This window comes from Actinokineospora guangxiensis (assembly GCF_042657845.1).
Classification (GTDB): Bacteria; Actinomycetota; Actinomycetes; order Mycobacteriales; family Pseudonocardiaceae; genus Actinokineospora; species Actinokineospora guangxiensis.
In genome coordinates, this window is sequence record NZ_JBHSKF010000022.1 from 77,592 (window position 1) to 101,826 (window position 24,235).

Here is a 24,235-nt window from a genome sequence, read left to right on the forward strand (position 1 = left end):
TCGACGCTCGAACGGGAGGTTGGTACGTGATTCGCGCCGAGAGGGCCCTTTGGGTCACGGGGAAGGGCCAGAGCGCCCTGCTGACCGTTGACGTGCCGCCCCCCGGGCCCGGTGAGGTACTGGTGCGCACTCTGTGGACAGGCGTCAGCCGCGGCACCGAAACCCTGGTCCACGACGGACAGGTGCCGCGGAGCCAGTGGGCGCGAATGCGCGCGCCGTTCCAGGACGGTGACTTCCCGTGGCCGGTCAAGTACGGCTACCTCAACGTCGGGGTGGTCGAGGCCGGGCCGCGGGAGCTGCTCGACCGGACAGTGTTCTGCCTGTACCCGCACCAGACCCGCTACGTGGTGCCCGCCTCGGCGGTCACCCCCGTGCCCGACGCAGTGCCGCCCGAGCGCGCTGTGCTGGCGGGGACGGTGGAGACGGCGGTGAACGCGCTGTGGGACGCGCGGCCGATGGTGGGCGACCGGGTCGCCGTCGTCGGGGCGGGGATGGTCGGCTCCGCGGTCGCCGCGCTGCTGGCGGGCATCCCCGGCGTGCGCGCGCAGCTGGTCGACACCGACCCGGCCCGCGCGGCGACGGCCGCCGCGCTCGGCGTCGGGTTCGCCGCCCCGGACGCGGCGGCGGGCGGGTGCGACCTCGTCTTCCACGCCAGCGCCACCGACGCGGGCCTGGCCACGGCGCTGCGCCTGCTGCGCGACGGCGGCGAGGTGGTCGAGCTGAGCTGGTACGGCGACCGGCGCGTCGGTGTCGCGCTCGGCGAGGACTTCCACTCCCGGCGGCTGGCCGTGCGCGCCTCCCAGGTGGGCACGCTCGCCCGGCCCGACCGCGACCACGCCGAGCGGATGGCCCTGGCCCTGGAGCTGCTGGCCGACCCCCGCTTCGACGCGCTGATCAGTGGGGAGAGCCCGTTCGCCGAGCTGCCGTCGGTCATGGCGCGGCTCTCCGGCGCGCTGTGCCACCGGATTGACTACCGTGCCTGCCATGGCTGACCTCCTCCCGCTCACCACCACAGTGGACGCACGAGAGGCCGCGGCGTCGGTCGCGGTCCTGCCGGTGGGCAGCTTCGAGCAGCACGGCCCGCACCTGCCGCTGGCCACCGACACGATCGTCGCCTGCGCGCTCGCGCGGGCGGTGGCCGCCGCGTACCCGGTGCTGCTGCTGCCGCCGATCACGATCTCCTGCTCGCACGAGCACGCGGCGTGGGCGGGCACGGTCAGCATCTCCGCCCGCACCCTGCACGCGGTGGTCACCGACATCGCCGAGTCACTGCGCCGCTCCGGGGTGCCGAAGCTGGTGCTGGTCAACGGGCACGGCGGCAACTACGTGCTGTCCAATGTGGTCCAGGAGTCGCACGGCGCGATGGCGCTGTTCCCCGCGCCCGGCGAGTGGTCTCGGGCGCGCGCGGCGGCCGGGATCGAGACGACGTCGGCGGCCGACATGCACGCCGGTGAACTGGAGACCTCGATCCTGCTGCACACCACCCCGGACGCCGTCCGCCCCGGCGGCGTCGACTGGCAGGCAGAGGACCGCAGGCACCTGCTCACGACCGGTATGGCCCCCTACACCGAGTCCGGCGTCATCGGCTCGCCCTCACTGGGCAGCGCGAGCAAGGGCGCGGCCGTCCTCAGCCACCTCACCACCGCCTTCGCCGCGCACCTGGCCGCGCTGACCGCATAATCGCACCGCCAGCACAACGAACCCCGGCGCCGCGGACACCAGCGCGAGCACCCCGTAGACCACCGACGTCCGCACCCCGTCGGCGGCGTCATACCCGAGCACCCCGAACGCCGCCGCCAGATAAGCCTCGCGCGGCCCCCACCCGCCGACGCTGAGCGGCACCGCCATGACCAGCAGCGCCGTGGCCGCCAACACCAGCGAATCCCCCACCGCCACACCAACACCCGCGGCACCCGCCGCGACGAAGAACAGCCCCACGTACCCGACCACCGCCACCACCGACAGCCCCGCACCCACCACCAAGCCCCACCCCATCGCCCGAACGTCCTCCACGACCACCCGCACCCACCGCCGCTTCCGCGCCACCAGCACACCCACCGCCAGAACCACCACCACCCCCACGACACCCCACAGCAGCCCCCACACCTCCGCGCCCCCACCCACCACGCTCCCGTCCGCCACACCCCCACCCGCCGCGCCTCCACCCGCCGCACCCGCGACCGTCGGCAATGGTCCCGTCCCCACCAGGTGCGCCACCACGACCGCCGCCGTCACCGCCACCAGCACCGCCTGTCCGATCCCGCGCTCCCACACCACCGCCCGCACGCCGCGCCCCAGCGCCCCCACCCGCGCGCCGTGGCTGACCGCCCGGTGCACGTCTCCCAGCACCCCGGCGGGCAACACGGCGTTCACCGCCAGCGACCCGTAGTAGTCCGCCACCGCGGTCGGCAGTCCCAGCGGCAGCCCCAGCCGGTGCGCGAAGAGCCGCCACCGCAGGGCGCACACGACCGTCGTGGCGACGCCGATCCCCAGCGCCGCGACCACCGCCCCCGGTGTCACCGACGCCAGCCCGTCGAGGAAGGCCCCCGCCCCGAACCGCCACACGAGGGCGGCCAGGATGGCCACGCCCGCGAGCACCCGCACCGCCGGCCACCAGTTCATCTCCGGCTCCCCGGCAGCGCGAGCAGGTCGGTGTGGTGCACCAGGACGTCGAGGCTCCCGCGCCTGCGGTCGAGGTAGTCGGCGGGCAGCTCGGGGCGCTGCTGCCTGGCCGCGCCCACCCACCCCGCCAGCCACTCCTCGGCGAGCGCCCCGCCGCCGAGCCGCCAGGGGCTGGCCGCGGTGAGCACCCGGGCCCCATGGGCGCCGAAAGCCCGCTCTGCCGCCGCCACCGCACCCGGACCGAGCAGCCCGCCCCGGCGCTGGTGGTCGTTGAACGCCTCCTGGAAGGCCTCGTCCATCGGGTCGGGCTCGGCGAACTCGACGCGTCCGGCGACCGAGAGCGCCAGCAGCGCGGGCCGGCCCGCGCAGGCCGCCGCCACGGCGTCGACCTCGTCCTCGGTGAGCAGGTCGAGCAGCGCGGAGGCGGTGACGAGGTCGGCGCCGTGGAGGTCGGCGGCGGCGAGGTCGCCGACCCGCGTCTCCGCGCCGTCGACGGCCGAGGCCGCCACCGCCAGCAGGGCCGGGTCGTGGTCGTGCAGGACCCAGCGCTGCGGCGCGGGAAGCCTCGGAGCCAGCCAGCGCGCCATGGAGCCCGTGCCGCAGCCGAGGTCGTGGACGACCACCTCCGGGCGGTCGGCCACGACATCGATGAGCGGCGGCAGCAGGGCGGTCGACCGGGCGGCCGCGTCGGCGGGCTCGCGCAGGGCGAGCCAGTCGGGGGTGAAGGTCATCGGGCCACCGCCGCGAGCAGTTCGGCGGCGGCCCGGTCCCAGGTGCGGGGGCGCGTCGCGGCGGCCGCGGCGCGCAGGCGGGCGCGGTGGTCGGCGTCGGCGAGCCACCGGCGCAGGGCCGCGGCCAGGGCGGCCGGGTCCTCGGGCGCGACGAGGACGCCGGGGCCGATGGCGTCGGGGATGCCGCCGACGGAGGTGGCGATGGCGGGGACGCCGTAGGCCAGGGCCTCGGTGATGACCATGCCGTAGGTCTCCGCGCGGGACGGCAGCAGGAGCAGGTCCGCGCCGACGTAGGCGGCCTCCAGGGCGGCTCCCGACAAGGGGCCGCGCAGGCTGATCCGGTCGGCGAGGCCGTGGGAGTCGATGAGGGAGCGCACGAGGTCGGTATACCCGCCGTCCCGGGTCAACGGGCCGACGAGCGCGCACCGCCAGGGCAGGTCCGCCAGCTCGGCCAGGGCCGTCACCAGCACGTCCTGGGCCTTGCGGGGAGTCAGTGAGGCGACGCACAGCAGCCGCCCGCCGTCTCCGCCGCTCGCCCGCACACCCGACCACACCACCCCGGGGACCACCGTCCGCACGCGCTCGGCCGCGACGCCGTGCCGTTCGGCGACCGACCGGGCCGCCCACGGGCTCGTCGTCACGACCACCCGCGCCGCGGCCAGGACGCGTCGCTCCCGGGCCGCCAGGTCGGCGGCGACCCCGGGCGCGAGCCCGGTCTCGTCGGCCAGCGGCAGGTGCACCAGCACGGCCAGCCGCAGCCGCCGCGCCCTCGGCTCCAGCACTTCGGGCGCGCCGCACGCGCACAGCCCGTCGAGCAGGACGGTCGCGCCGTCGGGCAGCGCGTCGAGGGCGTCGGCCAGGCGGCGCGACGTCGCCGCGTCGGGCAGCGGCCAGCGGCCCGGCACGGGCAGTTCGCGCAGCGCGCCGCCCGCCGCGGTGATCACCTGGCGGTCGTAGACGTTGCCGCCGCTGGGCTCGTCCAGGTCGCCGGGGACGACGAAGTGGACAGTCACAGCGGGCGCTCGTAGGAGCCCCACGCGACGTGGGACTCGCGCAGCGTGACCGTGAGCCTGTCCAGGCCGCGCGCTCCCGCGCCCAGCTCTCCGGCGTGCACGCGCTCGGCGATCCGGTCGGCGACCACCTTCGCCAGAAACTCCGTCGAGGTGTTGATCCCGGCGAACTCCGGCTCGTCATCGAGGTTGCGGTAGTTCAGCGGGCCCAGCACCTCGCCGAGCGCGCGGGTGGCCAGGCCGATGTCGACGACGATGTTGTCCTCGTCCAGCTCGGCCCGGCCGAACGTGACGTCCACGACGAAGGTCGCGCCGTGCAGCCGCTGCGCCGGACCGAACACCGCGCCGCGGAAGCTGTGCGCCACCATCACGTGATCACGGACCGTAATGCTGAACATGAGGCATCTCCGTCTTGTGGTCGAATGGTCGGTCGGACGAGGGTAAAGGAACAGGCATGCGGGACGCTTTCAGCGAGGATGACATCGCCGAGTCACGACTGGTGACCAAGAAGGGTGACTTCCGCGCCGTCGCCTTCCGCGCCGACGGCCACGAGCACCTCGCCCTGGTCGCCGGGCGGCCCGCCGACGGCGCGCTGGTGCGCGTGCACTCCGAGTGCGCCACCGGCGACATCTTCCGCGCGGTCCGCTGCGAGTGCGGCGACCAGCTCGACGCCGCGCTCGACGCCATCGTCGCCGAGGGCTCCGGGGTCCTGGTGTACCTGCGCGGGCACGAGGGCCGCGGCATCGGCCTGGTCGCCAAGGTCCGCAGCCACGTGCTCCAGGACGAGGCCGGACTGGACACCCTGGACTCCGCCACCGCGCTCGGCCTGCCCGTCGACGTCCGCGACTACACCCCCGCCGCCCGCCTGCTCCACCACCTCGGCCTCCGCTCGGTGCGGCTGATGTCCAACAACCCCGACAAGGTCGCCGCCCTGGAGAGCCACGGCGTCACCGTCGCCACCCGGGTCCCCCTGCTGGTGACCGCGACCCCGCACAACGTCGGCTACCTCGCCGCCAAGCGCGACCGCCTGGGCCACGACCTCCCCCAGCTCGACGACTACCGAACGGCGGCCGACCCCTGAGCGGATGTCAGAGGTGGGCCCGGATCACGCCAGCGAGAACTTCTCCGTGTGCACCTGGGACTTCGGCACGCCCAGGGTCCGCAGGGTCGCCACCACCGTGTCGGTCATCGCGGGCGGACCGCACACGTACACATCGCGCAGCGCGACGTCGGGCACCAAGGCGTGCACGGCGGCCGGGTCGAACGACGGCAGGCCGGGAGCGCGCGGTCCGGTGACCAGGTGCAGCCTGCCCCGCCGCGCCGCCACCAGCTCCCGCACCTCCCGCAGCAGCACCGCCTCGCCCTGGTCGCGCACCCGGTAGAGCACCACCACGTCTCCCACCGGCTGATCCCCCACCGGCTGCTCCTCCAGCATCGACCGGATGGGCGTGATCCCGACGCCGCCCGCGACCAGCAGCACCCCCGGCCGGGTGCGCCTCATCGACGTGAAAGCCCCGTACGGTCCCTCCACGAACACCCGCTCACCGACCTTCAGGCCCCGGAGCCCGGCGCTGCCCTCCCCCACCGCCTTCGCCGTCAGCCGCAGACCGCGCCCGGTCGGCGCCGCCGACAGCGAGAACGGGTTCGCCTTCCACCAGTGCCGGTGCCCGGGGAAGCGCCACACGCAGAACTGCCCGGCCCGCGCGGGCAGCTCCTCCATGTGCCTGCCCACCACGTACACCGACACCGCGTCGCGCGACTCGGGCACCACCGCCGACACCCGGAACTGGTGGTACCGGTTGCGGCGGACCGGGATCACGACACGCCCCACGATGAGCGACCCGAAGGCGAAGAGCACCAGCGACCACCAGTAGACCGCCGCCACCACCGACGCGGTGAAGGTCGTCGTCTCCAGCAGTTGGTGCACCAGCGCCAGCAGCAGAGCGACGTAGAGCAGCAGGTGCACGCCGTGCCAGGTCTCGTACCGCAGCCTGCGCCGCACCCGCCGCGCCGACGTCGCCGCCACCCCCACGAACAGCGCCGCCGCCAGCATCCCCAGCAGCGAGGCAGGCACCGCCGCCAGCGACAGGAACGTCGCCCCCGCCGACTCCCCGCCCAGCGCCGAGTACCCCAGCACCACGGTCACCGCGTGCGTCAGCACCGTCCACACCAGCGCGAACCCCACCCACCGGTGCCACCCGGTCAGCCGGTCCATCCCGATCCGCCGCTCCACCCACGGCAGCCGCGACACCAGCAGGACCTGCACCGCCGCGGTCAGCGCCGCGTGCACCCCGAAGAACTTCGCCACCGTCAGCGTCGGGTTCTTCCCCGGTCCCGCGGTGAAGAACAGCACCTCCACGATGACGACGTTCGCCACCACGAACGCCGCCACCGCCCACCGCGCCGCGCCTCTGGAACCACCGGCCATCGTCTCGATCCCTCCGCCGCGGCGATGCACGCGTGCCCCCCGACGTCCGTGCTCGGAGGAACCTAGCGGAAAGAAGGACTGCCGGGCGACGACTGGGTTCAGTCGTTGCCCGGCAGTCCCTTCATCGAGGGTCAGACCGTGATGGGCACGGTCTTCGCGTTGCGCAGCTCGACCCGGTCGCTCCAGGTCACCTCGCCGCCGAGGGCCAGGGACGGGAACCGGCTCACCAGCCTGCCGATGGCCACCTGGCCCTCCAGCCTGGCCAGCGCCGCGCCGAGGCAGTGGTGCATGCCCGCGCCGAGGGCGACGTGGTGGCGCGCGTCGGGGCGGTCGATCCGCAGGCTCTCGGCGTCCGCGCCGAAGCGCTCCTCGTCGCGGTTGGCGCCCGCGATGGAGATCATGACCAGCGTGCCCGCCGGGATCTCCTTGTCGCGCACGGTGTACGGCGCGGTGGTGATCCGCCGGGTCTGCTGGATCGGCGGGTCGAAGCGCAGGAACTCCTCGACCGCGTTCGCCGTGAGGTCGGGCCTGCTGCGCAGCAGCTCCAGCTGGTCGGGGTTCTGCAGCAGGGCGGCGACGCCGCTGCCGATCAGGCCGACGGTGGTCTCGTGGCCCGCGGCGTAGAGCAGCAGCACCTGGGCGACCAGCTCGTCGTCGCTGAGCTTGTCGCCGCCCTCCTCGGCGTTGATCAGCGCGGTGAGCAGGTCCTCGGCCGGGTGGTTGCGCTTCCACGCGATCAGGTCGCGCGTCATCTGCACGAGTTCCTGCAGCGCGACCAGGCCGCCGAGGAACTCCTCCTCGCTGACCAGCTCGGGCGAGCGCACGATCCGGCCGGTCAGCTCGCGCATCCGGTCGCTGTCGGACGACGGGGTGCCGAGCATCTGCGAGATCACCGCGAACGGCACCGGGAAGGCCAGCTCGTCCATCAGGTTCCCGCCGCCGAGCTCGGCGATGCGGTCCAGCCGCTCGTCGACCAGGGCGGTCACTGCGGGCTCCAGCGCGGCGATCGACTTGGGCGTGAAGACCTTCGACACCAGCGACTTGAGCCGCGTGTGGTCGGGCGGGTCGCGGTCGAGCATGGACAGGCTCATGATGCTGACCGCCTCGGCCATCGACGGCGGCAGGGCCATCTCCGGGGGCTCTTCCTCGGAGGCGCCGGCTAAGTTGCTGTCCTGCATGGACATCTTGGGCGAACGCAGGATGGCGGTGGCGTCCTCGTGGCGCGACAGGATCCAGAACCCGCCGGGGTGCTCGTGGACGGGGTCGATCTTGCGCAGGGTCGCGTAGTGCGGATATGGGTCGTCCGCGAATCCCGGAACGGACGGATCGAACAACAGCCCGACGTCAGTCAAGATCAATCACCTGCGTTCTGCGTGGTTTTGTGTCATGCGCCCGCAATGACCGCGAAAGCGGTCAATCGCACTACCCGTGCTGACCGGAGAGGCATTCGCGTGAAGGGCGCGCGCCCAGCTTACCGATCAAATCGGTCTCAACTTGGCAGGAACCTGTCACACTTCGTGAATGAGAGACGATGGCCACAGTGACCAATCCGGATGGATATCGGAAACGTTTTCACGTGCGAGGCGGCGTGCTCTGCCGGAAAACAAATCGAAGCCACATGCGAATGGTTGGGAACGTGCGACCGGGAGCGCTCTATCCGCAGAACCAGCCGTTCTGCACCCAACCCCGACGATTCACATCGCCATAGGCGAACCCGTACACCCAGCCGCCCTCGACCCTTTCGACAAGGAAGGTCTGGGGATGCTTCAACACCCCCATCCACGCCCCCACCGGCTGCGTGCGGACGGCCAAGTCCTCGGCGCACACGACTTCCCGGACGCCGACCCGCCCGTTGGCGGCCTGGGCGGGCGCCGCGCACCACACCAGTCCGGCCGCCACGGCCAGCACCACACCCGCGCGCCTCACCATGAGTCAAACCCTCCGATGCACTCGTGCCGCAGGAATCCCCAGTCGTTGGGGCCGAAGTCGAACGAGGCCGCCCAGCCGTTGTAGACCGGGTGCGCCCCCGGCGTGTGCCCGATCTTGTTGCCGTAGGTCAGCACCCGCTTGGGATTGACCGGGCCGCGCGCCGAGTCGTAGTTCTCGTACAGCGTCGCGGTCTGGCACACCACGACCGCGTGCCGGGGCACGACCGGATCGGCCTGCGCGGCGGGCGCGAGGCCGGTCGCCAGCGCAGCGGTCACCAGCAGGACTCTCATGTGCACTCCCAACCAGATAGCAATGCTCCTGGTGAATGAGCGTCGCACCCGAGGCGGTTCCCGACATCCGCCAATCGGACCAGCTTGCCGACTGGTGGCTCCCGGGGCCGTCTGATTAGATGACATGACAACCAAAAGTCCGAGGGAAGGCCGACATGACCGACACCGCTGCCCGATGGCCTGCTCTGCGGGTGGAGGACTGGACCGACACCCGCGACACGCTGCACATGTGGACGCAGATCGTCGGCAAGCTGCGGATGGCCCACGCGCCGCTGGTCAACCACTGGTGGCAGGTCACCCTGTACGTGAGCCCGCGGGGCCTCACGACCGGGACGGTGCCCCACGGCGACGGCGCCTTCGACATCGAGTTCGACTTCATCGACCACCAGCTGCTGATCCGCACCGACAGCGGCGCCACCCGGCGGATCGCCCTGGAGCCCAAGTCCGTCGCCACCTTCTACGGCGAGGTCATGGCGGCCCTGGACTCCCTCGGCATGGCCACGACCATCCAGGCCAGCCCGAACGAGGTCGACCCCGCCATCCCCTTCGCCGAGGACCACCAGCACGCCTCCTACGACGCCGAGGCGGCGCACCTGTTCTGGCGCCAACTGGTGCAGGCCAACCGGGTCATCGGCGAGTTCCGCTCCCACTTCATCGGCAAGGTCAGCCCGGTGCACTTCTTCTGGGGCGCGATGGACCTGGCCTGCACCCGCTTCTCCGGCCGCTCGGCCCCGCCCCACCCGGGCGGCGCGCCGAACTGCGGCGACTGGGTCATGGTCGAGGGCTACTCCCGCGAGCTGTCGAGCTGCGGATTCTGGCCCGGCGGCGGCGAGGAAGGCGCCTTCTACGCCTACGCCTACCCGGAACCGGCAGGCTTCGCCGACCACGCCCCCGGCCCGGAAGGCGCGTTCTACAGCAAGGAGAACGGCCAGTTCCTCCTCCCCTACGAAGCCGTCCGCACCGCCGCCGACCCCGACGCCGCCCTGGCCCAGTTCCTGCACAGCACCTACGAGGCCGCCGCCATCCACGGCGACTGGGACCGCGCGAACCTCGAAGACGACCCCACCCGCTGGAACGACCGCTAAGGCGAACGCCCGTCCCCGGCGCCGGCGCGCGCCCGCCTCGACGCGAGCGCCAGCAGGGCCAGCGCCAGCACGATGGGGCCGTAGACGACGGCGTCGACGGGGGTCAGGGTCTCGCCGAGGAGGGTCACCGCGACGATGACGAGCAAAACCGGTTCCAGGTAGCTGAGGAGGCCGAACAGTCCGAAAGGGAGCAGCCGGGCGGCGCGGAAGTACAGGATGAGGGCGATTCCGCTGACCACGCCGAAGAGCACGAGGGGCCACACGAGGCCCGGCCGGGCCACGAGCGGGTCCCAGGCCTGCTTCCGGTGCAGGGTCCACACGGCGAATGGCAGCATGGCCAGCAGTTCCACCAGGAGCGCGCCCTCGCCGTCGAGCCTGGCCGAGCGGCGGACGGCGAAGTACAGCGGGAAGCCCAGCGCGACCAGGAGCGTGGGCCAGGCGAGACCGCCCGCCACGAAGACCGCGGCCGCGACGCCGACGGCCGCGGTGGACACCGACGCGACCAGCAGCGGGGTGAGGCGCTCGCGGTACAGGAAGACGCCGAGCACCACCATGGCCAAGGGCAGCAGCAGGTAGCCGAGCGCCACCTCCAGGCCTCGGCCCGCCTGGGGCGCCCAGCCGAACAGCCACTGCTGCACGGCGAGCATCGCGCTGTTGACCAGCACGACGCCGACCAGCGCGGGCCGGCGGCGCAGGCGGGTGAGGACGCCGCGCACGTCGCTCCACAGACGCAACGCGCTGAAGACCAGGGCGAGCACGATCACCAGCGCCACCACGCGCCAGGAGAAGATCTGCACCGCGTCGAGCGGGTCGAGGGCGGCGGCCAGGAAGAAGATCAGGCCGAACAGCACCGACGCGCCCACCGACGACAGCACGCCCGACGCCGAGATCCCGGGAGCGACGGGGGTGAGGCCCCGCGTGGACGGTGACGTGACGGTCACGACGCTTCCTCTCACCCGTTGCATCGGAGCGAGGCCAGCTTCCGGGACCGCTCTGACCATGCACAAGCGACGATCCGTCAGCAGATCCGGTTAGCAGTGCTAATGAATACCGCGGCCGGCGGTTAGACTCCCCCGGTGTTCGCGCTCGACCGGCTGGAGGCCCTGAACGCGGTGTGGCGGCACGGCTCGCTGGCCGCGGCGGCGCGGGTCCTGCACGTCACACCGTCGGCGGTGTCGCAGCAGCTGGCGAAGCTGGAGCGCGAGGTGGGGGCGGACCTGCTGGTGCGCCACGGGCGCGGAGTCCGCCTGACCCCGGCGGGGCTGGTCCTGGCCCAGCGCGCGGAGCGGGTGCTGGACGAGATCCGCGCCGCCCGCTCGGAGCTGGCCGCCCTCGCGGGCGAGGTCGCGGGCCCGATCCACGTCGGCGCGATCCCCTCGGGCGTGCACACGATCGTCACCACCGCGGTCACCGCGCTCGTCTCGGCCCACCCCCGCGTCGAGCCGACGATCGCCGAGGTCGAGCCCGAACAGGCCCTCGCCCGCCTGGCCGACGGCACGCTCGACGTCGCGGTGGTCGAGAGCTGGGAGAACCTGCCGCTGCCCCGCCAGGAGCGCACCGCATGGACCCGGCTGCTCGACGAGCCCGTCCACGCCGCGCTTCCCCGCGACCACCGCCTCGCGGGCGCGCGGTCGGTCGCGGTGCGGGACCTGGCCGAGGAGACCTGGGTGGGGTGGTCGAGCGGTTCGCGGGCCCACCAGTGGCTGGAGCAGACCCTGCGCGGCCACGGCGTCGCCGACCCCCGCATCCGCTACACCGTCAACGGCTTCTCCACCCAGTTCGCCGTCATCGCCAACCTGTCCGCGGTGGCGCTCATCCCGAGCATGGCGTTCGTGGTCGCCCCGCCCACCGTCACCGCGGTGCCCCTGCTCCCGGCCCTGCGGCGGACCTTGTACGCGGTGCGCTCGCACGTCCACAGCAGGCCGGCGGTGACGGCCTGCCTGACCGCGCTCACCGACGCGGCCCTCGCGTGGTCGCCACCGGCGCACGACCCAGCCTGACCGCTCATCCGCCCCGGAGGGCCGTCATCGCCGGGCGAGCCGATCCGCACCCCGCCGGAGAGGCCGGAGTCCAGCCGTCAGAGTTCGACCTTGTCGTGATCGCCGCCCTCGTACCGCTGCCCGGACACCTTCGCCTTCACGAAGCTGATCACCGACGCCACTGTGCCGCCAGGCGTGTCCCAGTACTCCGCGCCTTCGACCGACACCTTCAGCAGGGCCACGGACGGGTCCTGCGGCCCTTGGGGCAGCCAGGCCTCCACCCACGGGTTCCACAGCTCCCGGGCCTTGTCGAGATCACTCACGACGTGTCCGGTCCCGCGCAGCGACATCCACGTGCTCCCCGACGCGAGCGTCACGTTGACCCGTGGATCGGCCTCGATCTGCGCGACCTTGCGCGAGCCGCGCTCGACGAAGAACCACAGGTCCCCGTCGAACTCGACCTCCTGCTGCGCCATCGGCCTGCTGACCGGCTGCCCGTCGGCGTCGATCGTGGTCAGCATCCCGATCCTGATCCCCTTGGCCAGCTCGGCCACCTTGCGGACGTCGTCGCTCACACGCTCGGTCATCGGCACTCCCTGACTCCGGTGATGGTCAGGGCCGGAATAGACCCCTTGCCGGGCCGTCAAACATCGCAGCGGCGGACCCGCGAGGGCGGCCAGCTGCTCGACCACGTCGCGCAGCGGCGTCCGGGTATCGATCTCCACAGTGGCCGACGCGCGCAGCAGCGGCTCGACCAGCATCGTGTCCTCCGCGATCCGGTGGCGTTCCTCGACGGACTTGCCGAAGGGATTGCCGACGCGGTGGGCCACGCGGTCCAGCAGCACTTCCACGGGCGCGCTGAGCAGGACGACCGCGTCGAAGCGCGCCGAGAACCGGCCCTGGTTCCACACCGTGCCCGCGATGAACAGCGGTTCGCCCGAGCGCTCGTGTTCGGCGATCAGGGCCCCGATCCGGTCCTCGCGCCACTGCGGCTCCCTACCGCCGCCGTCCGGACGGGCGACCTCCTCGATCCAGTCGCCGAGATCGGTGTCCACCACCCGGTAGCCCCGCTGCGCCAAAGCCGTCAGAGCAGTCGACTTGCCCGCGCCGGACATACCGGTCACCAGGATCACCGCCACCGGCCCAGCCTAGGCCGTCAGGCCCGCCTGCGGGAAACGCGGGTCAGGCCGGGGCGCCCCGGAGGACGCGCCGGCCTGACCCGGAACCTCAGGTCGCCAGCTTCCCGTAGACCAGGATGTTGTCGAGGTAGCTGTTCTCGGCGTGGTCGAACTCGCCGCCGCAGGTGATCAGCCGGATCTCCGGCCGCTCGGTGTCGCCGTAGACCTCGTCGGTGGGGAACGACGCCTTGGGCAGTTGTTCCACTTTGTACACCTCGAACGCGACGACGCTGCCGTCCGCGCGCCCGATCTCCACCCGGTCGCCGGACTTCACCTCGCGCAGCCGCCAGAAGATGCCCTGCTGGTCGTTGCCGTCGACGTGCCCCAGCACGATGGCGGGCCCGTTCTCCCCCGGGGCGGGGCTGTTGCGGTACCACCCGGCCTGCATGGGCTTGTCCACCGGCGGTACCTCGACGGTCCGGTCGGCGTTGAGCCCCAGCTGCACCAGCGTCGATCGGGCGTCGATGCTCGGCACGTCGACCCACAGCGGGGTCACCGGGGCCTGCGGTGTCGCGGCGACCGGGGACGGCGCGGGGGTGTCGGCGGGAGCGGCGGAGCAGGCGACCAGGCCGAGCAGGCACAGCAGGGCGAGCAGCGGCCTCACCGCAGACCAGCCCCGCCCGTCTGCGGCGCGCCGACCGGCACCTCGACGACCTGACGGCCGCCGGGGGGCTTCGGCCTCGGCTGGACCGTCGTGGTGGGAGCGGTGCCCGGGGATGTGGTGGTCGGCGGGGCCGTGGTGAGCGCCTTGCCGCAGGTGGAGGACGCCAGGGCGATGTCGCCGCTGCCCAGGCCCGCGCTGTTGCCGCCGAGCAGCTTCAGGCGCAGCGCGGTGACGGTCAGGGTGCCGTCGGCGGCCTTGACCTGCTCGTTGACGATCAGCTCCAGCACGCCGGGGACGCTCAGGCGCTGGTTCGGCGTGCCGTCCAGCGGCAGCGACCCGAGGGAGCCCAGGTTGATGTCGGTGATGGTCGCCGACCCCTGGACGCCGTTGCGCCCCGAGGTGCACTTCGAGCTGATGACGCGCACCGTCGGGGTGCGGCCCGCGAGCCCGGCCAGCACCGGCAGCCGCACGTCCACGATGGAGGCCGTGGAGTGCACGCCGCCACCGGCTGCGGTGGCCGAGCTGGTGACGGCCTTGGCCCTGACGAGACCGGCGAGGGGCACGTCGACCAGGGAGGCCTCGGTGGGCCCCGCCGTGGACGACGGGGCCAGCCGCCCGGTGTCGACCGTGAGCCCCTTGTCCCCCAACACTCCGGGGAGCAGCGAGACCTTGGCCGAGGCACCGAACGCCGAACCCGCGCCCGGCTCGGCGGCCGCGGGCGCCACGGCGCCCACCACCCCGACCGAGACAGCCGCGACCAGCGCGGCACCGCGGGAACGCATGTCCAACCGCATGAGAAACCCTTCTGGCAGTGGAAGATTCACGGCTCACCCGGCGCTGCCTTCCCCCAGGCGGTCCGGCTGCCGATCACGCAGCCGGGGCGGGTGAGCGGACGCAAGCTATCAACACCCAAGCGCCCCAATCGAAATCCGACTCACCCTCCGGTGTGGCCCACCGCTCTGCTCTGTAGATCGCCTGTCCACTTGACCGCTGGATCGAGTGACGATCGGCGCGGGATCGCTCGCCGAAGCGGTCACCATCGGTCACCTTGACCGATTCGTGATACATGAATGGACGCACGATTCACTCGTTGCCGTGCACCTTTGCCGCAGGTGACCCCGATCACCGGGCAGCGCCCACCGCGGGCGGGGAGGCGTATTGCGGTTGCACCCGCGGACCGGCGGCCAGCAGGGTGGGGCGATGAGGTCGCCTCACATGATCATCGGCGGTGGGCCCCGTGGCTGACACCGCCCGGGTCGTCACGATCCGCGAAGCGCACGGGGACGACTGGCCCCGGATCTGGCCCATCATCCACGACATCGTCACCGAGCAGCACACCTTCCCCTACGACCCCGGCATGAGCGAGCACGAGGCCCGGCAGGCGTGGCTGCTGCCCGCGCCTGCCAGAGTGGTCGTCGCCGTCGCGGGCGCCGAGGTGCGCGGCACCGCCACCATGTACGCCAACCGGCCCGGCCCCGGAAGCCACGTCGCGTCCGGAAGCCTGATGGTCTCCAGGCACGCGCGGGGCACGGGCGTCGGCAGGGCGCTCGCCACGGACCTGATCGCCTGGGCGCGGCGCACCGGGTTCGCGGCGGTCCAGTTCAACGCCGTCGTGGACACCAACACGAGCGCGGTCCGCCTCTACGAGAGCCTCGGGTTCACCACCATCGGCACCGCGCCCGGGGCGTTCCGCCACCCGGTCGAGGGCGACGTCGGCCTGCGCATCATGTGGCTCGACCTGCGTTGACAAAGTTAAGTAACTTACTTAACCTCCGATGTGGTTCAGACCATACCCCCCGCACCGCAGGAGGTAGGCAGTGCGCCACACCGCTCCCCCACGTCCCCGGACCGCACTCGCCGCGCTGGCTCTCGCAGCCGCCGTCGGCGTCCCGCTCACCGTCGCACCCGACAGCGCGGAGGCGTTCCCGCCCTCCACCCGGCAGAACGTCATCGACCACCTCGCCTCCACGGCCGGCCGGTTCGTGGTCTCCGGCCAGCACAACAAGGAACCCGCGAGCCTGCCCGGCCAGTACACGCAGCAGGTCAAGGACATCACCGGCCAGTACCCCGGGCTGTGGGGCGGCGACCTCATGTTCCGCGCCCCGGACGTCGCCGCCCGCCAGCGCGTGGTCGACCAGGCCAAGCAGGAATGGGCCAACGGCTCCCTCGTCACCCTGACCTGGCACGTCTGCACCCCGACCGGCGGCAGCACGTGCGAGTTCGACGGCGGCGTGAAGACCGGCGTCACCCCGGAGCAGTTCCGCCAGATCGTCACCGAGGGGACCGGGCTCAACGGCGCGTGGAAGCGCAGGCTCGACGAGGTGGTCCCCTACCTGCGCCAGCTCAAGGACGCCGGCGTCCCCGTCCTCTTCCGTCCCCTGCACGAGATGAACGAGACCTGGCCGTGGTGGGGCGGCAGGCCGGGACCCGACGGCGGCGCGCGGCTGTTCCGCCTCACCCGGGACCACCTCGCCGCCCAGGGACTCGACAACCTGATCTGGGTGTGGAACGTGCAGGACAACCCGGCGGGCAACTGGGCGGCGTACTACCCGGGACACGACTACGTGGACGTCGTCTCCCTCGACGTCTGGTACAAGGCACACCCCAGCGCGGGTGACTACCAGCAGATCCAGGCCATCGCGCAGGGCAAGCCCATCGCCATCGCGGAGATGGGCAAGGTCCCCACCGCGTCGCTGCTGGACGGCCAGCCCCGCTGGTCCTACTTCATGGTGTGGTCAGAACACCTGCGCGGCAACAACTCCAACGCCGAGATCCAGGCGGCCTACTTCCACCCGCGGGTGCACAACCAGGGCGAGTTCGGCATCCCCGGCGCGACGGCGGGCGCACGCATCACCGGCGTCGGCGGCAAGTGCGTGGACGTGGCGGCGGCGTCGAGCGCCAACGGGACCCCCATCCAGCTCTACGACTGCAACGGCACCACCGCCCAGCGCTGGACCCGCTCCGGCGACACCCTCCGCGCGCTCGGCAAGTGCATGGACGCGACCGGCCAGGGCACCGCCAACGGCGTCCTCGTCCAACTCTGGGACTGCACCGGCTCACCGGCCCAGCAGTGGCAGACCACAGCGGACGGACACCTCCGCAACCCCCGCTCCGGCCGATGCCTGGACGCCCCCGGCGGCGCCACGGCCAACGGCACCCGCCTGCAGATCTGGGACTGCAACGCCAACGCCTGGCAGCGCTGGACCCACTCGGGCTGAGCCGACTCCCCCACCGTTGCCCGACCCGCCGTCCCCGCAGCTCACACCGCGGGCGGACAGCGACGCCGCCGGGCATGCTTGCCCCATGCCCCCCAGGATCACCCGGGTCAACCCCGATCGCCTGCACACACCCCCCGGATACCACCACATCACCGTCGTCGAGGCGGGCCGGACGGCCTTCCTGGCGGGCCAGTGCCCCATCGGCCCGACTGGCGCCCTGGTCGGCGAGAACGACATCGACGCCCAGATCGACCAGGTCGTCACGAACGCGATGATCGCGCTCGGCGCGGTCGGAGCCGCGCCGAGCGACGTCGTGCGCACGGTGGTCTACGTGGTCAGCGACGACAGGTCGGTGCTGGGCGCGGCGTGGGAGCGGCTGACGCGGTCGCCGCTGGCGGCGGCCTTCACCAGCGCGAGCACCCTGCTGGGGGTCGCGCAGCTCGGGTTCGGCGGCCAACTGGTCGAGGTCGACCTCACGGCGGCGCTGCCGGGCTGACCGGAACGCCGCCTCAGGACCGCTCGGCGCGGGCGCGCTCGGTCGCGGCCACCTCGCCGGCCGGGTCGGGGGTGAGGAGGCTGCCGGGGACCGGGCGGCCCGCCGCGCCGAGCTTGTTCATCTTCTTGGGCACGGGTGCGCCCTGGTAGGTGAGGTGGTGGCCGTTGAGCGGCTGGTGGATCTCGACGTAGCCGCCGGTGAGTTCCCGGCGGATGACGCCGGTCTCGACGCCGTGGTCCAGCACCTCGCGGTCGGAGCGCTGCAGGCCCAGGCAGATGCGATAGGTGAGGTAGTAGGCCAGCGGCGGCACGACGAGCAGCCCGATGCGACCGGCCCAGACGGTGGCGTTGAGCGAGATGTTGAAGGTCAGGGCGATGGTGTCGTTGACACTGCTCAGCGTCATGATCAGGTAGGCGGACAGGGCCATCGCGCCGAGGCTGGTGCGCACGGGGACGTCCCGGGGCCGCTGGAGCAGGTTGTGGTGGGCGGTGTCGCCGGTCAGTTTGCGCTCGATCCACGGATAGGCGAGGAACAGGGCGAAGATGACCGTGAGCCCGCCGACGCCCGCGAAGAAGACCGCCGGGACCGTGTAGTCGCCGAGGTACATCTCCCAGGGCGGCCAGATCCGCAGCAGGCCGTCGGCCCACATCATGTAGAAGTCGGGCACCGACTGCGCCGAGACCTGGGCGGGGTTGTAGGGGCCGAGGTTCCAGATCGGGTTGATCTGGAAGAGCCCGGACATGACGACGCAGACCGCGGTGACCACGGCGAAGAACGCCCCCGCCTTGAGGGCGAACACCGGCATGATCCGCACCCCGACGACGTTCGTCTCCGTGGCGCTTCGCTTGCCGCGCACGCCGGGGAACTGCGTGTGCTTCTGGTACCAGACCAGCGCCAGGTGCACACCGATCAGCGCCAGCATGATCCCGGGCAGGATCACGATGTGCAGGGTGTAGAGCCTCGGGATGATCTCCGTGCCGGGGAACTCCGAGCCGAACAGCGCCCAGTGCGTCCAGGTGCCGATGACCGGCAGGCTCAGCACGATCCCCGACAGCGTCGCCCGGATACCCGTGCCGGAGAGCAGGTCATCGGGCAGCGAGTAGCCGAAGAAGCCCTCGAACATGCCCAGGATCAGCAGCAGCGCGCCGATGACCCAGTTCAGCTCGCGGGGACGGCGGAACGCGCCGGTGAAGAACACCCGCAGCATGTGCACGATCATCGCCGCGACGAACAGCAGCGCCGACCAGTGGTGGATCTGCCTGGCCAGCAGCCCGCCGCGCACGTCGAAGGAGATCTCCAGCGTGCTCTCGTAGGCCCGCGACATCTCGATCCCGCGCAGGTTCACATACGAGCCCTGGTAGACGACCTCGCGCATCGAGGGGTCGTAGAAGAGCGCCAGGTAGACGCCGCTGAGCAGCAGCACGATGAAGGTGTAGAGCGCGATCTCGCCGAGCAGGAACGACCAGTGCGTCGGGAAGACCTTGTTGATCTGCCTGCGCAGGCCGCCCGCCGCGTGATAGCGGTCATCGGCCCACCGGGCGGCGGCCGCACCCGCCCGCAGACCGCGCCGCGCCCTCGTCGGTGGCGGGTGATGCGCCATGTCGTGGCTCCCTCCGCGTCGCCCTCCATCTTCAGACCGTTGCACGAGCGATGCAACACGATCAGTTCGGAGCCGACGGGGAGCCGGATTGGCGGCGCGGGTCGCACACCCCTGATCGCCCGGCGCCGTCACCGCAGCACCGGGCGGTGGCCACCCGCTACGACCCAGGCGCCCTCCGCCACCAGGTCACGGGGCCGCCGTCACCCTCTGGCCACACCGCATCCGCACCGGCCTAGGTCACCCGCAGGCTGTCGAGGGCTTCGGCCAGGCTGGTGACGCGGTCGGCGCGGGTCAGTGGTCGTCGCCAGCCAGGGCCGGCGAGGACGACTCGTCGGGTCAGTCGGGTCATGGACCGCACGGTGTCGGCGCGGGCGGTGCCGGGGTGCTGGGCCCAGAGGACGAGGGTGTCGACCTGGCTGGTGCGCACGGCGTGGGCGAGCGCGGCGGTGGGCATCGACGCGCCGAGCATGCGGGTGGGAACGTCCTGTTCGGCGAGGGCGGCGGCGAGGGCTTCGAGGCCGAGGCTGTGCCGTTCGGCCTCGACGCAGCTGAGCATGATGGCGGGGGCGGCGGCGGGCGGCCGGGGAACGGTGTGCAGGACCGCGGTGACAGCCCAGGTCAGCGCGTGTTCGCAGGCGATGCAGTCGGTGTCGCCGCGCTGGTCGTCGTCCATGGCTGCCAGCGCGGGCAGGCACACCTCGGCCCAGGCGCGCACGACACCCCACCGGGTGAGGGCCTGGCCGAGGTGCCGGACGCACTCGCTGGTGTCCAGCGCGCGGGCCGCGCGCACCACGGCGGCCAGCACCTCATCCACCGGCGGGCCCGCTTCGGCGATGGCCGTCGCGGCGTCCGCGGCGGGCATCCCGGCGGCGATGAGTTCACCCATCCGAGCCAGGCGGACGACGTCGTCGGCGCTGTAGCGGCGGTACTGGCCGGGCCGAGCCGGGTGCGGGCCCACCCCGTAGCGGCGGTGCCACGCGCGCAGGGTCGACTCGGCGATCCGCAGCCGGGCCGCGACCTGGCCCGCCGTCCAGGTCCGCTCCGCGGTCGTCCTGCCGTCCATCCGGGAAGTGTGACACCCCGCCCCGGGCGTGGGCTCCCCACCGCCCTCTCGGCCAGGACGCGGTCCGCGCCAGGTCGTCGTCCACACTGGCCACCCGACGCCGCCGACCGCGGCGTGGAAACTCCGAGAGCGTCGAGATTCTCGATGTCCCAGCGGGTTCGCTCAGCCGCGGCCATCAGGTTCCGTTATCGGCACCGCCTATGCCTGCCGGACATCGCCGTCCGCGGTCGATACCACCCGCGACAATTGGTCCATACCATATGTGCTGATCGGCGCAACCTCGTCCGCGGCCGTAGCGAAAGCGCGCGATACGCGGTTACCTGCGACCACGTTCCCTACCCTGCACCCTCTCCCGTTCGGCGACCCCGGCCGGGAGAAACCCTTGTCCTGAGGGAGACACCGCGATGAGACAGTCCCGCGTGGCCTGGGCACGGCGGCTCGCCGTCCCGGCACTGGCCGCCGCCACCACCCTGTCGCTGACGATGGCCGCCCCCGCCGTCGCGGAGGGCGCCATCCTCGGCGCGGGCGCCCACGGCGCCATCAGTGACAGCTACCTGATCGTCCTCAAGGAGCGCACGACGACGATGGCCGCCGTCGGGCCCACCGCGGAGTCCATGGCCGAGCGCTACGGCGGCACGGTCACCGCGACCTGGCGGCACGCGCTGCGCGGCTACGCCGCCACCATGACCGAGCGGCAGGCGCGCAGGCTCGCCGCCGACCCGGCCGTCGCCGCGGTGGAGCAGAACCGGGTCGTGCGGCTCGCCGACACCCAGCAGAACCCGCCGTCCTGGGGGCTCGACCGGATCGATCAGCGCGACCGGCCGCTCAACAGCGCCTACACGTATCCGAACACGGCGTCGACCGTGCACGCCTACGTGATCGACACCGGTATCCGCACCTCCCACCGCGACTTCGGCGCCCGAGCCACGTGGGGCACCAACACCGTCGGCGGCGCGAACACCGACTGCCACGGCCACGGCACGCACGTCGCGGGCACCGTGGGCGGGTCCGCCCACGGTGTGGCCAAGGGCGTGCGGCTGGTCGCGGTCAAGTCGCTGGACTGCCAGGGCAGCGGTTCCACGCAGAGCATCGTCAGCGCCGTGGACTGGGTGACCGCCAACGCGGTCAAGCCCGCCGTGGCGAACATGAGCCTGGGCGGCGGCGCCTCCACCGCCATGGACAACGCGGTGCGCAACTCGATCGCCTCCGGCATCACCTACGCGATCGCCTCGGGCAACTCCAACACCAACGCCTGCGGCACCTCGCCCGCCCGGGTCACCGAGGCGCTGACGGTCAACGCCGGCACCAACGGCGACGTGCGCGCCTCGTTCTCCAACTTCGGCACCTGCACCGACCTGTTCGCGCCGGGGCAGGACATCACCTCGGCCTGGCACACCAGCGACACCGCGACCAACACCATCAGCGGGACGTCGATGGCCGCGCCGCACGTGGCGGGCGCGGTCGCCCTCTACCTCGCGGCGAACCCGAGCGCGACGGTGCCGCAGACCAACCAGGCCATGATCGACAGGGCGAGCACCGGCAAGATCACCAACCCCGGCACCGGCTCGCCCAACCGGCTGCTCTTCGTGCAGCAGGACGCGCCCGCCGACGTGGCGGTCACCAACCCGGGCGGCCAGAGCGGCACCGTGGGCAGCCCGGCCAGCCTGCAGCTCGCCGCGACCGGCGGGACGCCGCCCTACACCTGGTCGGCCACCGGCCTGCCCGCCGGACTGACCCTCTCGCCCGCCACCGGCCGGATCTCGGGCACCCCGACCGCGGCGAACACCTACCAGGTCACCGTCACCGCGACCGACGCGAGCAGCCGCTCCGGATCGGCCACCTTCGGCTGGACCGTCGCGCCCGACGCGGGCGGCGACCTCACCATCCCGAACCCGGGCACGCTGACCGGGGCCGTGGGCGTGGAGGCGGGCGTCAAGCTGACCGTCACCGGGGGAAGCGGCCCGTACACCTGGACCGTCGACGGGCTTCCGCCGGGCCTGCCCCTGGACGCCGACGGCTCCGACACCGCGGTCGTCAACGGCGTCCCGACCACCGCGGGCGCGTACCGGGTGACGGCCAGTGTCACGGGCGCGACGGGCGGCTCCACGTCGATCCAGTTCGACTGGGTCATCACCGGGGGCGGCGGCCAGGTCACCGTGCCCAGCCCGGGTGACCAGAGCGGCACCGTCGGCACCGCGGTGTCCCTGCGGCTGTCCGCCTCCGGCGGCGCCGCGCCGTACGCCTGGACCGCCACCGGCCTGCCCGCGGGCCTGTCGGTCAGCCCCGACGGACTCATCAGCGGCACGCCCACCACCGCGGGCACCACGACGGTGACCGTGACGGCGACCGACTCGGCGAGCGCGTCCGGCACGGCCACCTTCGCCTGGCGCGTGGACGCCGGGGGCGGCGGCACGGCGTGGGCGCCGTGGACCGCCTACGCCGCGGGCGCGACCGTCACCTACGAGGGCGCGACCTACCGGTGCCTCCAGCCGCACACGTCCCAGCCGGGGTGGACGCCGGCGGCGGTGCCTGCCCTGTGGCAGCGGCTCTGACCGAATGACGGGCCGTTCCCCGCGAAGCCCGCGGGGAACGGCCCTCGGCACCGGACCCGGGCGACTCGCGAGCCCGCGCTCCCGACGCCGGGGGTCAGCTGAGAGCCTGTTCCACCAACGCGGACAACGCCTCCCAGCCCTTCTCGTCCACATCGGTCAGCGCGTACGACGTCGGCCACAGCCCGCTCGGGGCGTCGGGGTTCGCCTCCGCGCTGAACCCGAAGGTCGAATAGCGCTCCTTGTCCATCTGGTCGCTGCGGAAGAAGCACACCACCTTCCCCTTCCTGGCGTACGCGGGCTGTCCGTAGTAGAGCTTCGGGGCCGCCGCGGCCACCACCGCGTGGACCCGCTCGGCGAGCACCCGATCCGCCTCGGGCATCTCCGCGATCCTCGCGAGCACATCAGCCTCATCGGCCGCCGCCTTGTCCGCGCCTCCGGTCCGCCAGTTGGCGGTCGTGCACGGCGCGCAGGAGGAGTTGGGCCAGCAGCGCGCTGCAGAGGGCCAGGAACATGTCCCACTGGGTGTCCCACACGTCGCCCTGGGTGCCGAGGAAGTCGTCTGCGCCCGCGCCGAGCGCGACGGCGGCGGTCCATTCGACGAACTCGAAGCAGGCGCTGATCGACAGGCAGACCGAGGTGACGAGGGTGAGCGTCCACCCGCCGGGGCGCAGCGGGGTGAGCCTCAGCAGCAGCTCGCGCACCAGGATCGCGGGGACGAAGCCCTGCACGACGTGGGCGAAGCGGTCGTAGTTGTTGCGCTGTAGGCCGAGCCAGTCGCGGAACCAGTCGCCCAGCGGGGTCTCGGCGTAGGTGTAGTGGGCGCCGTAGCACAGGACGACGGCGTGGATGACGAGCAGCCAGCAGCTGAGGCGGGTCAGCGGGAAGCGGCGGCGGAACAGCAGGACGAGCGGGGCGCCGAGGAAGATCCAGACCACTTCCAGCGCCCAGGTGCCCAGGCTCTTGGCCCCGACCGCCGACCAGACCAGCGCCGCCACCACCACCGCGAGCAGAAGCGCGCCTTCGCGCCGGGAGACCGTTGTCATCGGCAGATCTTAGGCGCGGCACGGGTTGTCCTGATCGCCGATGGTGATTCCGCCGCGAGCGAGTGCGTGAGCCTTCCACTCCCGCGCACTCCACACGGACGAATCGGAGACGCGCGGCGAAGAACTCCGGACCGGTTTCACCGGCGCCGAACCCGACCTACAAGTATGCACCGAGCCCGGATTCTCCGCTGAAGCGGCGTTGGCGAGGAGTGCCGCGATTGCGGCATTCGGAGTTGATCACTCAACAATCCTCGCTGGGCAGCTTTTTCACGGTTAACTCGGTGAGTTCAGGCGGTGGAAGCATGTGATGCGAGGAGTTCGGTGAATACCTCGCTGGGTTTCTTCCAGTCGTGGATCTTACGGGGTCGGTCGTTGATCTCGGCGGCGATGGCGGCCATGTAGCGGGG

Annotated in this window: 25 protein-coding genes and 1 pseudogene; 9 read left to right on the forward strand and 17 right to left on the reverse strand. The window is 72.4% G+C overall.

The genetic code is table 11. From position 1 onward, the window contains the following. Positions 1 to 26: 26 nt before the first annotated feature. Positions 27 to 992, forward strand: a complete 966-nt coding sequence (locus ACFPM7_RS29400) for a dehydrogenase (RefSeq protein ID WP_378251092.1) — start codon at positions 27 to 29, stop codon at positions 990 to 992. Beyond that, positions 985 to 1,680: a creatininase family protein gene (locus tag ACFPM7_RS29405; protein ID WP_378251093.1), complete on the forward strand. Its 696-nt coding sequence runs from the start codon at positions 985 to 987 to the stop codon at positions 1,678 to 1,680. Before ACFPM7_RS29400 ends, ACFPM7_RS29405 begins: the two co-directional genes overlap by 8 nt. On the opposite strand, the gene ACFPM7_RS29410 is transcribed toward ACFPM7_RS29405, so the two are convergent. The 4 genes from ACFPM7_RS29410 to ACFPM7_RS29425 are packed head-to-tail and all read right to left on the reverse strand — an operon-like array spanning position 1,594 to position 4,761. Beyond that, the gene (locus tag ACFPM7_RS29410; RefSeq protein ID WP_378251094.1) at positions 1,594 to 2,622 is read right to left on the reverse strand and encodes a lysylphosphatidylglycerol synthase transmembrane domain-containing protein; all 1,029 of its coding nucleotides are present in this window, start codon (positions 2,620 to 2,622) and stop codon (positions 1,594 to 1,596) included. The genes ACFPM7_RS29405 and ACFPM7_RS29410 overlap by 87 nt on opposite strands. Next, positions 2,619 to 3,353 carry a methyltransferase domain-containing protein gene (locus ACFPM7_RS29415; protein WP_378251095.1) on the reverse strand — a complete coding sequence of 245 codons (735 nt, stop codon included), beginning with the start codon at positions 3,351 to 3,353 and terminating at the stop codon, positions 2,619 to 2,621. Before ACFPM7_RS29415 ends, ACFPM7_RS29410 begins: the two co-directional genes overlap by 4 nt. After that, the gene (locus tag ACFPM7_RS29420) at positions 3,350 to 4,366 is read right to left on the reverse strand and encodes a glycosyltransferase family 4 protein (protein ID WP_378251096.1); all 1,017 of its coding nucleotides are present in this window, start codon (positions 4,364 to 4,366) and stop codon (positions 3,350 to 3,352) included. The genes ACFPM7_RS29415 and ACFPM7_RS29420 overlap by 4 nt, the downstream gene beginning before the upstream one ends. Further along, entirely contained in the window at positions 4,363 to 4,761 is a 399-nt protein-coding gene (locus ACFPM7_RS29425) for a 6-pyruvoyl trahydropterin synthase family protein (RefSeq protein WP_378251097.1), read from the reverse strand. The genes ACFPM7_RS29420 and ACFPM7_RS29425 overlap by 4 nt, the downstream gene beginning before the upstream one ends. A gap of 56 nt (positions 4,762 to 4,817) precedes the next feature. Here ACFPM7_RS29425 and ACFPM7_RS29430 point away from each other — a divergent pair, with 56 nt between their 5' ends. Next, a complete protein-coding gene (locus tag ACFPM7_RS29430; RefSeq protein WP_378251098.1) occupies positions 4,818 to 5,444 on the forward strand; it encodes a GTP cyclohydrolase II in 627 nt (208 codons plus the stop codon). Positions 5,445 to 5,468: 24 nt separating this feature from the next. Here the strand turns inward: ACFPM7_RS29430 and ACFPM7_RS29435 are convergent, their stop codons facing one another. The 4 genes from ACFPM7_RS29435 to ACFPM7_RS29450 form a co-directional block, all read right to left on the reverse strand. Next, on the reverse strand, positions 5,469 to 6,791 hold the full coding sequence (locus ACFPM7_RS29435) for a ferredoxin reductase family protein (RefSeq protein WP_378251099.1): 1,323 nt from the start codon (positions 6,789 to 6,791) through the stop codon (positions 5,469 to 5,471). 131 nt (positions 6,792 to 6,922) lie between these two features. Continuing rightward, on the reverse strand, positions 6,923 to 8,143 hold the full coding sequence (locus ACFPM7_RS29440) for a cytochrome P450 (protein WP_378251100.1): 1,221 nt from the start codon (positions 8,141 to 8,143) through the stop codon (positions 6,923 to 6,925). A gap of 301 nt (positions 8,144 to 8,444) precedes the next feature. Further along, positions 8,445 to 8,702, reverse strand: coding sequence for a hypothetical protein (locus tag ACFPM7_RS29445; RefSeq protein WP_378251101.1), 258 nt, complete (start codon positions 8,700 to 8,702; stop codon positions 8,445 to 8,447). An 11-nt stretch (positions 8,703 to 8,713) separates the two neighbouring features. Further along, positions 8,714 to 9,010 (reverse strand): hypothetical protein, encoded by a 297-nt coding sequence (locus ACFPM7_RS29450; protein ID WP_378251102.1) that lies wholly within the window; start codon positions 9,008 to 9,010, stop codon positions 8,714 to 8,716. Between the two features lie 155 nt (positions 9,011 to 9,165). Between ACFPM7_RS29450 and ACFPM7_RS29455 the strand changes: the two genes are divergently transcribed. Beyond that, complete coding sequence (locus ACFPM7_RS29455; protein WP_378251103.1) at positions 9,166 to 10,095, forward strand: DUF5996 family protein; 930 nt, start codon at positions 9,166 to 9,168, stop codon at positions 10,093 to 10,095. Here the strand turns inward: ACFPM7_RS29455 and rarD are convergent. Next, the gene (rarD, locus tag ACFPM7_RS29460) at positions 10,092 to 11,036 is read right to left on the reverse strand and encodes an EamA family transporter RarD (RefSeq protein WP_378251104.1); all 945 of its coding nucleotides are present in this window, start codon (positions 11,034 to 11,036) and stop codon (positions 10,092 to 10,094) included. The two genes, ACFPM7_RS29455 and rarD, sit on opposite strands and share 4 nt — an antisense overlap. Before the next feature lie 135 nt (positions 11,037 to 11,171). Here rarD and ACFPM7_RS29465 point away from each other — a divergent pair, with 135 nt between their 5' ends. Further along, positions 11,172 to 12,095, forward strand: coding sequence for a LysR family transcriptional regulator (locus ACFPM7_RS29465; protein WP_378251105.1), 924 nt, complete (start codon positions 11,172 to 11,174; stop codon positions 12,093 to 12,095). A gap of 77 nt (positions 12,096 to 12,172) precedes the next feature. Here the strand turns inward: ACFPM7_RS29465 and ACFPM7_RS29470 are convergent, their stop codons facing one another. From ACFPM7_RS29470 to ACFPM7_RS29480, 3 genes are all read right to left on the reverse strand, one after another. Next, positions 12,173 to 13,213 carry an RNase adapter RapZ gene (locus tag ACFPM7_RS29470; RefSeq protein WP_378251106.1) on the reverse strand — a complete coding sequence of 347 codons (1,041 nt, stop codon included), beginning with the start codon at positions 13,211 to 13,213 and terminating at the stop codon, positions 12,173 to 12,175. Positions 13,214 to 13,301: 88 nt separating this feature from the next. After that, positions 13,302 to 13,856 (reverse strand): class F sortase, encoded by a 555-nt coding sequence (locus ACFPM7_RS29475; protein WP_378251107.1) that lies wholly within the window; start codon positions 13,854 to 13,856, stop codon positions 13,302 to 13,304. Further along, complete coding sequence (locus ACFPM7_RS29480; protein WP_378251108.1) at positions 13,853 to 14,638, reverse strand: choice-of-anchor P family protein; 786 nt, start codon at positions 14,636 to 14,638, stop codon at positions 13,853 to 13,855. Before ACFPM7_RS29480 ends, ACFPM7_RS29475 begins: the two co-directional genes overlap by 4 nt. A 455-nt stretch (positions 14,639 to 15,093) precedes the next feature. Between ACFPM7_RS29480 and ACFPM7_RS29485 the strand changes: the two genes are divergently transcribed. The 3 genes from ACFPM7_RS29485 (at position 15,094) to ACFPM7_RS29495 (ending at position 17,570) form a co-directional block, all read left to right on the forward strand. Beyond that, positions 15,094 to 15,603, forward strand: coding sequence for a GNAT family N-acetyltransferase (locus ACFPM7_RS29485; protein ID WP_378251109.1), 510 nt, complete (start codon positions 15,094 to 15,096; stop codon positions 15,601 to 15,603). 70 nt (positions 15,604 to 15,673) lie between these two features. After that, positions 15,674 to 17,074: a glycosyl hydrolase gene (locus tag ACFPM7_RS29490; RefSeq protein ID WP_378251110.1), complete on the forward strand. Its 1,401-nt coding sequence runs from the start codon at positions 15,674 to 15,676 to the stop codon at positions 17,072 to 17,074. 85 nt (positions 17,075 to 17,159) lie between these two features. After that, the gene (locus ACFPM7_RS29495; RefSeq protein ID WP_378251111.1) at positions 17,160 to 17,570 is read left to right on the forward strand and encodes a RidA family protein; all 411 of its coding nucleotides are present in this window, start codon (positions 17,160 to 17,162) and stop codon (positions 17,568 to 17,570) included. Positions 17,571 to 17,583: 13 nt separating this feature from the next. Here ACFPM7_RS29495 and qcrB read toward each other — a convergent pair whose 3' ends face one another. Together qcrB and ACFPM7_RS29505 are read right to left on the reverse strand one after the other, a co-directional pair. Beyond that, a complete protein-coding gene (qcrB, locus tag ACFPM7_RS29500) occupies positions 17,584 to 19,170 on the reverse strand; it encodes a cytochrome bc1 complex cytochrome b subunit (RefSeq protein ID WP_378251113.1) in 1,587 nt (528 codons plus the stop codon). A 232-nt stretch (positions 19,171 to 19,402) separates the two neighbouring features. Next, complete coding sequence (locus ACFPM7_RS29505; protein WP_378251114.1) at positions 19,403 to 20,233, reverse strand: MerR family transcriptional regulator; 831 nt, start codon at positions 20,231 to 20,233, stop codon at positions 19,403 to 19,405. Between the two features lie 404 nt (positions 20,234 to 20,637). On the opposite strand from ACFPM7_RS29505, the gene ACFPM7_RS29510 reads away from it, so the two are divergent. Then, positions 20,638 to 22,785, forward strand: a complete 2,148-nt coding sequence (locus tag ACFPM7_RS29510) for a putative Ig domain-containing protein (RefSeq protein WP_378251115.1) — start codon at positions 20,638 to 20,640, stop codon at positions 22,783 to 22,785. A 94-nt stretch (positions 22,786 to 22,879) separates the two neighbouring features. On the opposite strand, the gene ACFPM7_RS29515 is transcribed toward ACFPM7_RS29510, so the two are convergent. From ACFPM7_RS29515 to ACFPM7_RS30430, 3 genes and pseudogenes are all read right to left on the reverse strand, one after another. Continuing rightward, the gene (locus ACFPM7_RS29515; RefSeq protein ID WP_378251116.1) at positions 22,880 to 23,164 is read right to left on the reverse strand and encodes a hypothetical protein; all 285 of its coding nucleotides are present in this window, start codon (positions 23,162 to 23,164) and stop codon (positions 22,880 to 22,882) included. A gap of 28 nt (positions 23,165 to 23,192) precedes the next feature. Next, the gene (locus tag ACFPM7_RS29520; protein ID WP_378251117.1) at positions 23,193 to 23,828 is read right to left on the reverse strand and encodes a DUF2238 domain-containing protein; all 636 of its coding nucleotides are present in this window, start codon (positions 23,826 to 23,828) and stop codon (positions 23,193 to 23,195) included. A gap of 287 nt (positions 23,829 to 24,115) precedes the next feature. Continuing rightward, positions 24,116 to 24,235: pseudogene (locus tag ACFPM7_RS30430) on the reverse strand (IS30 family transposase); the annotation flags it as partial.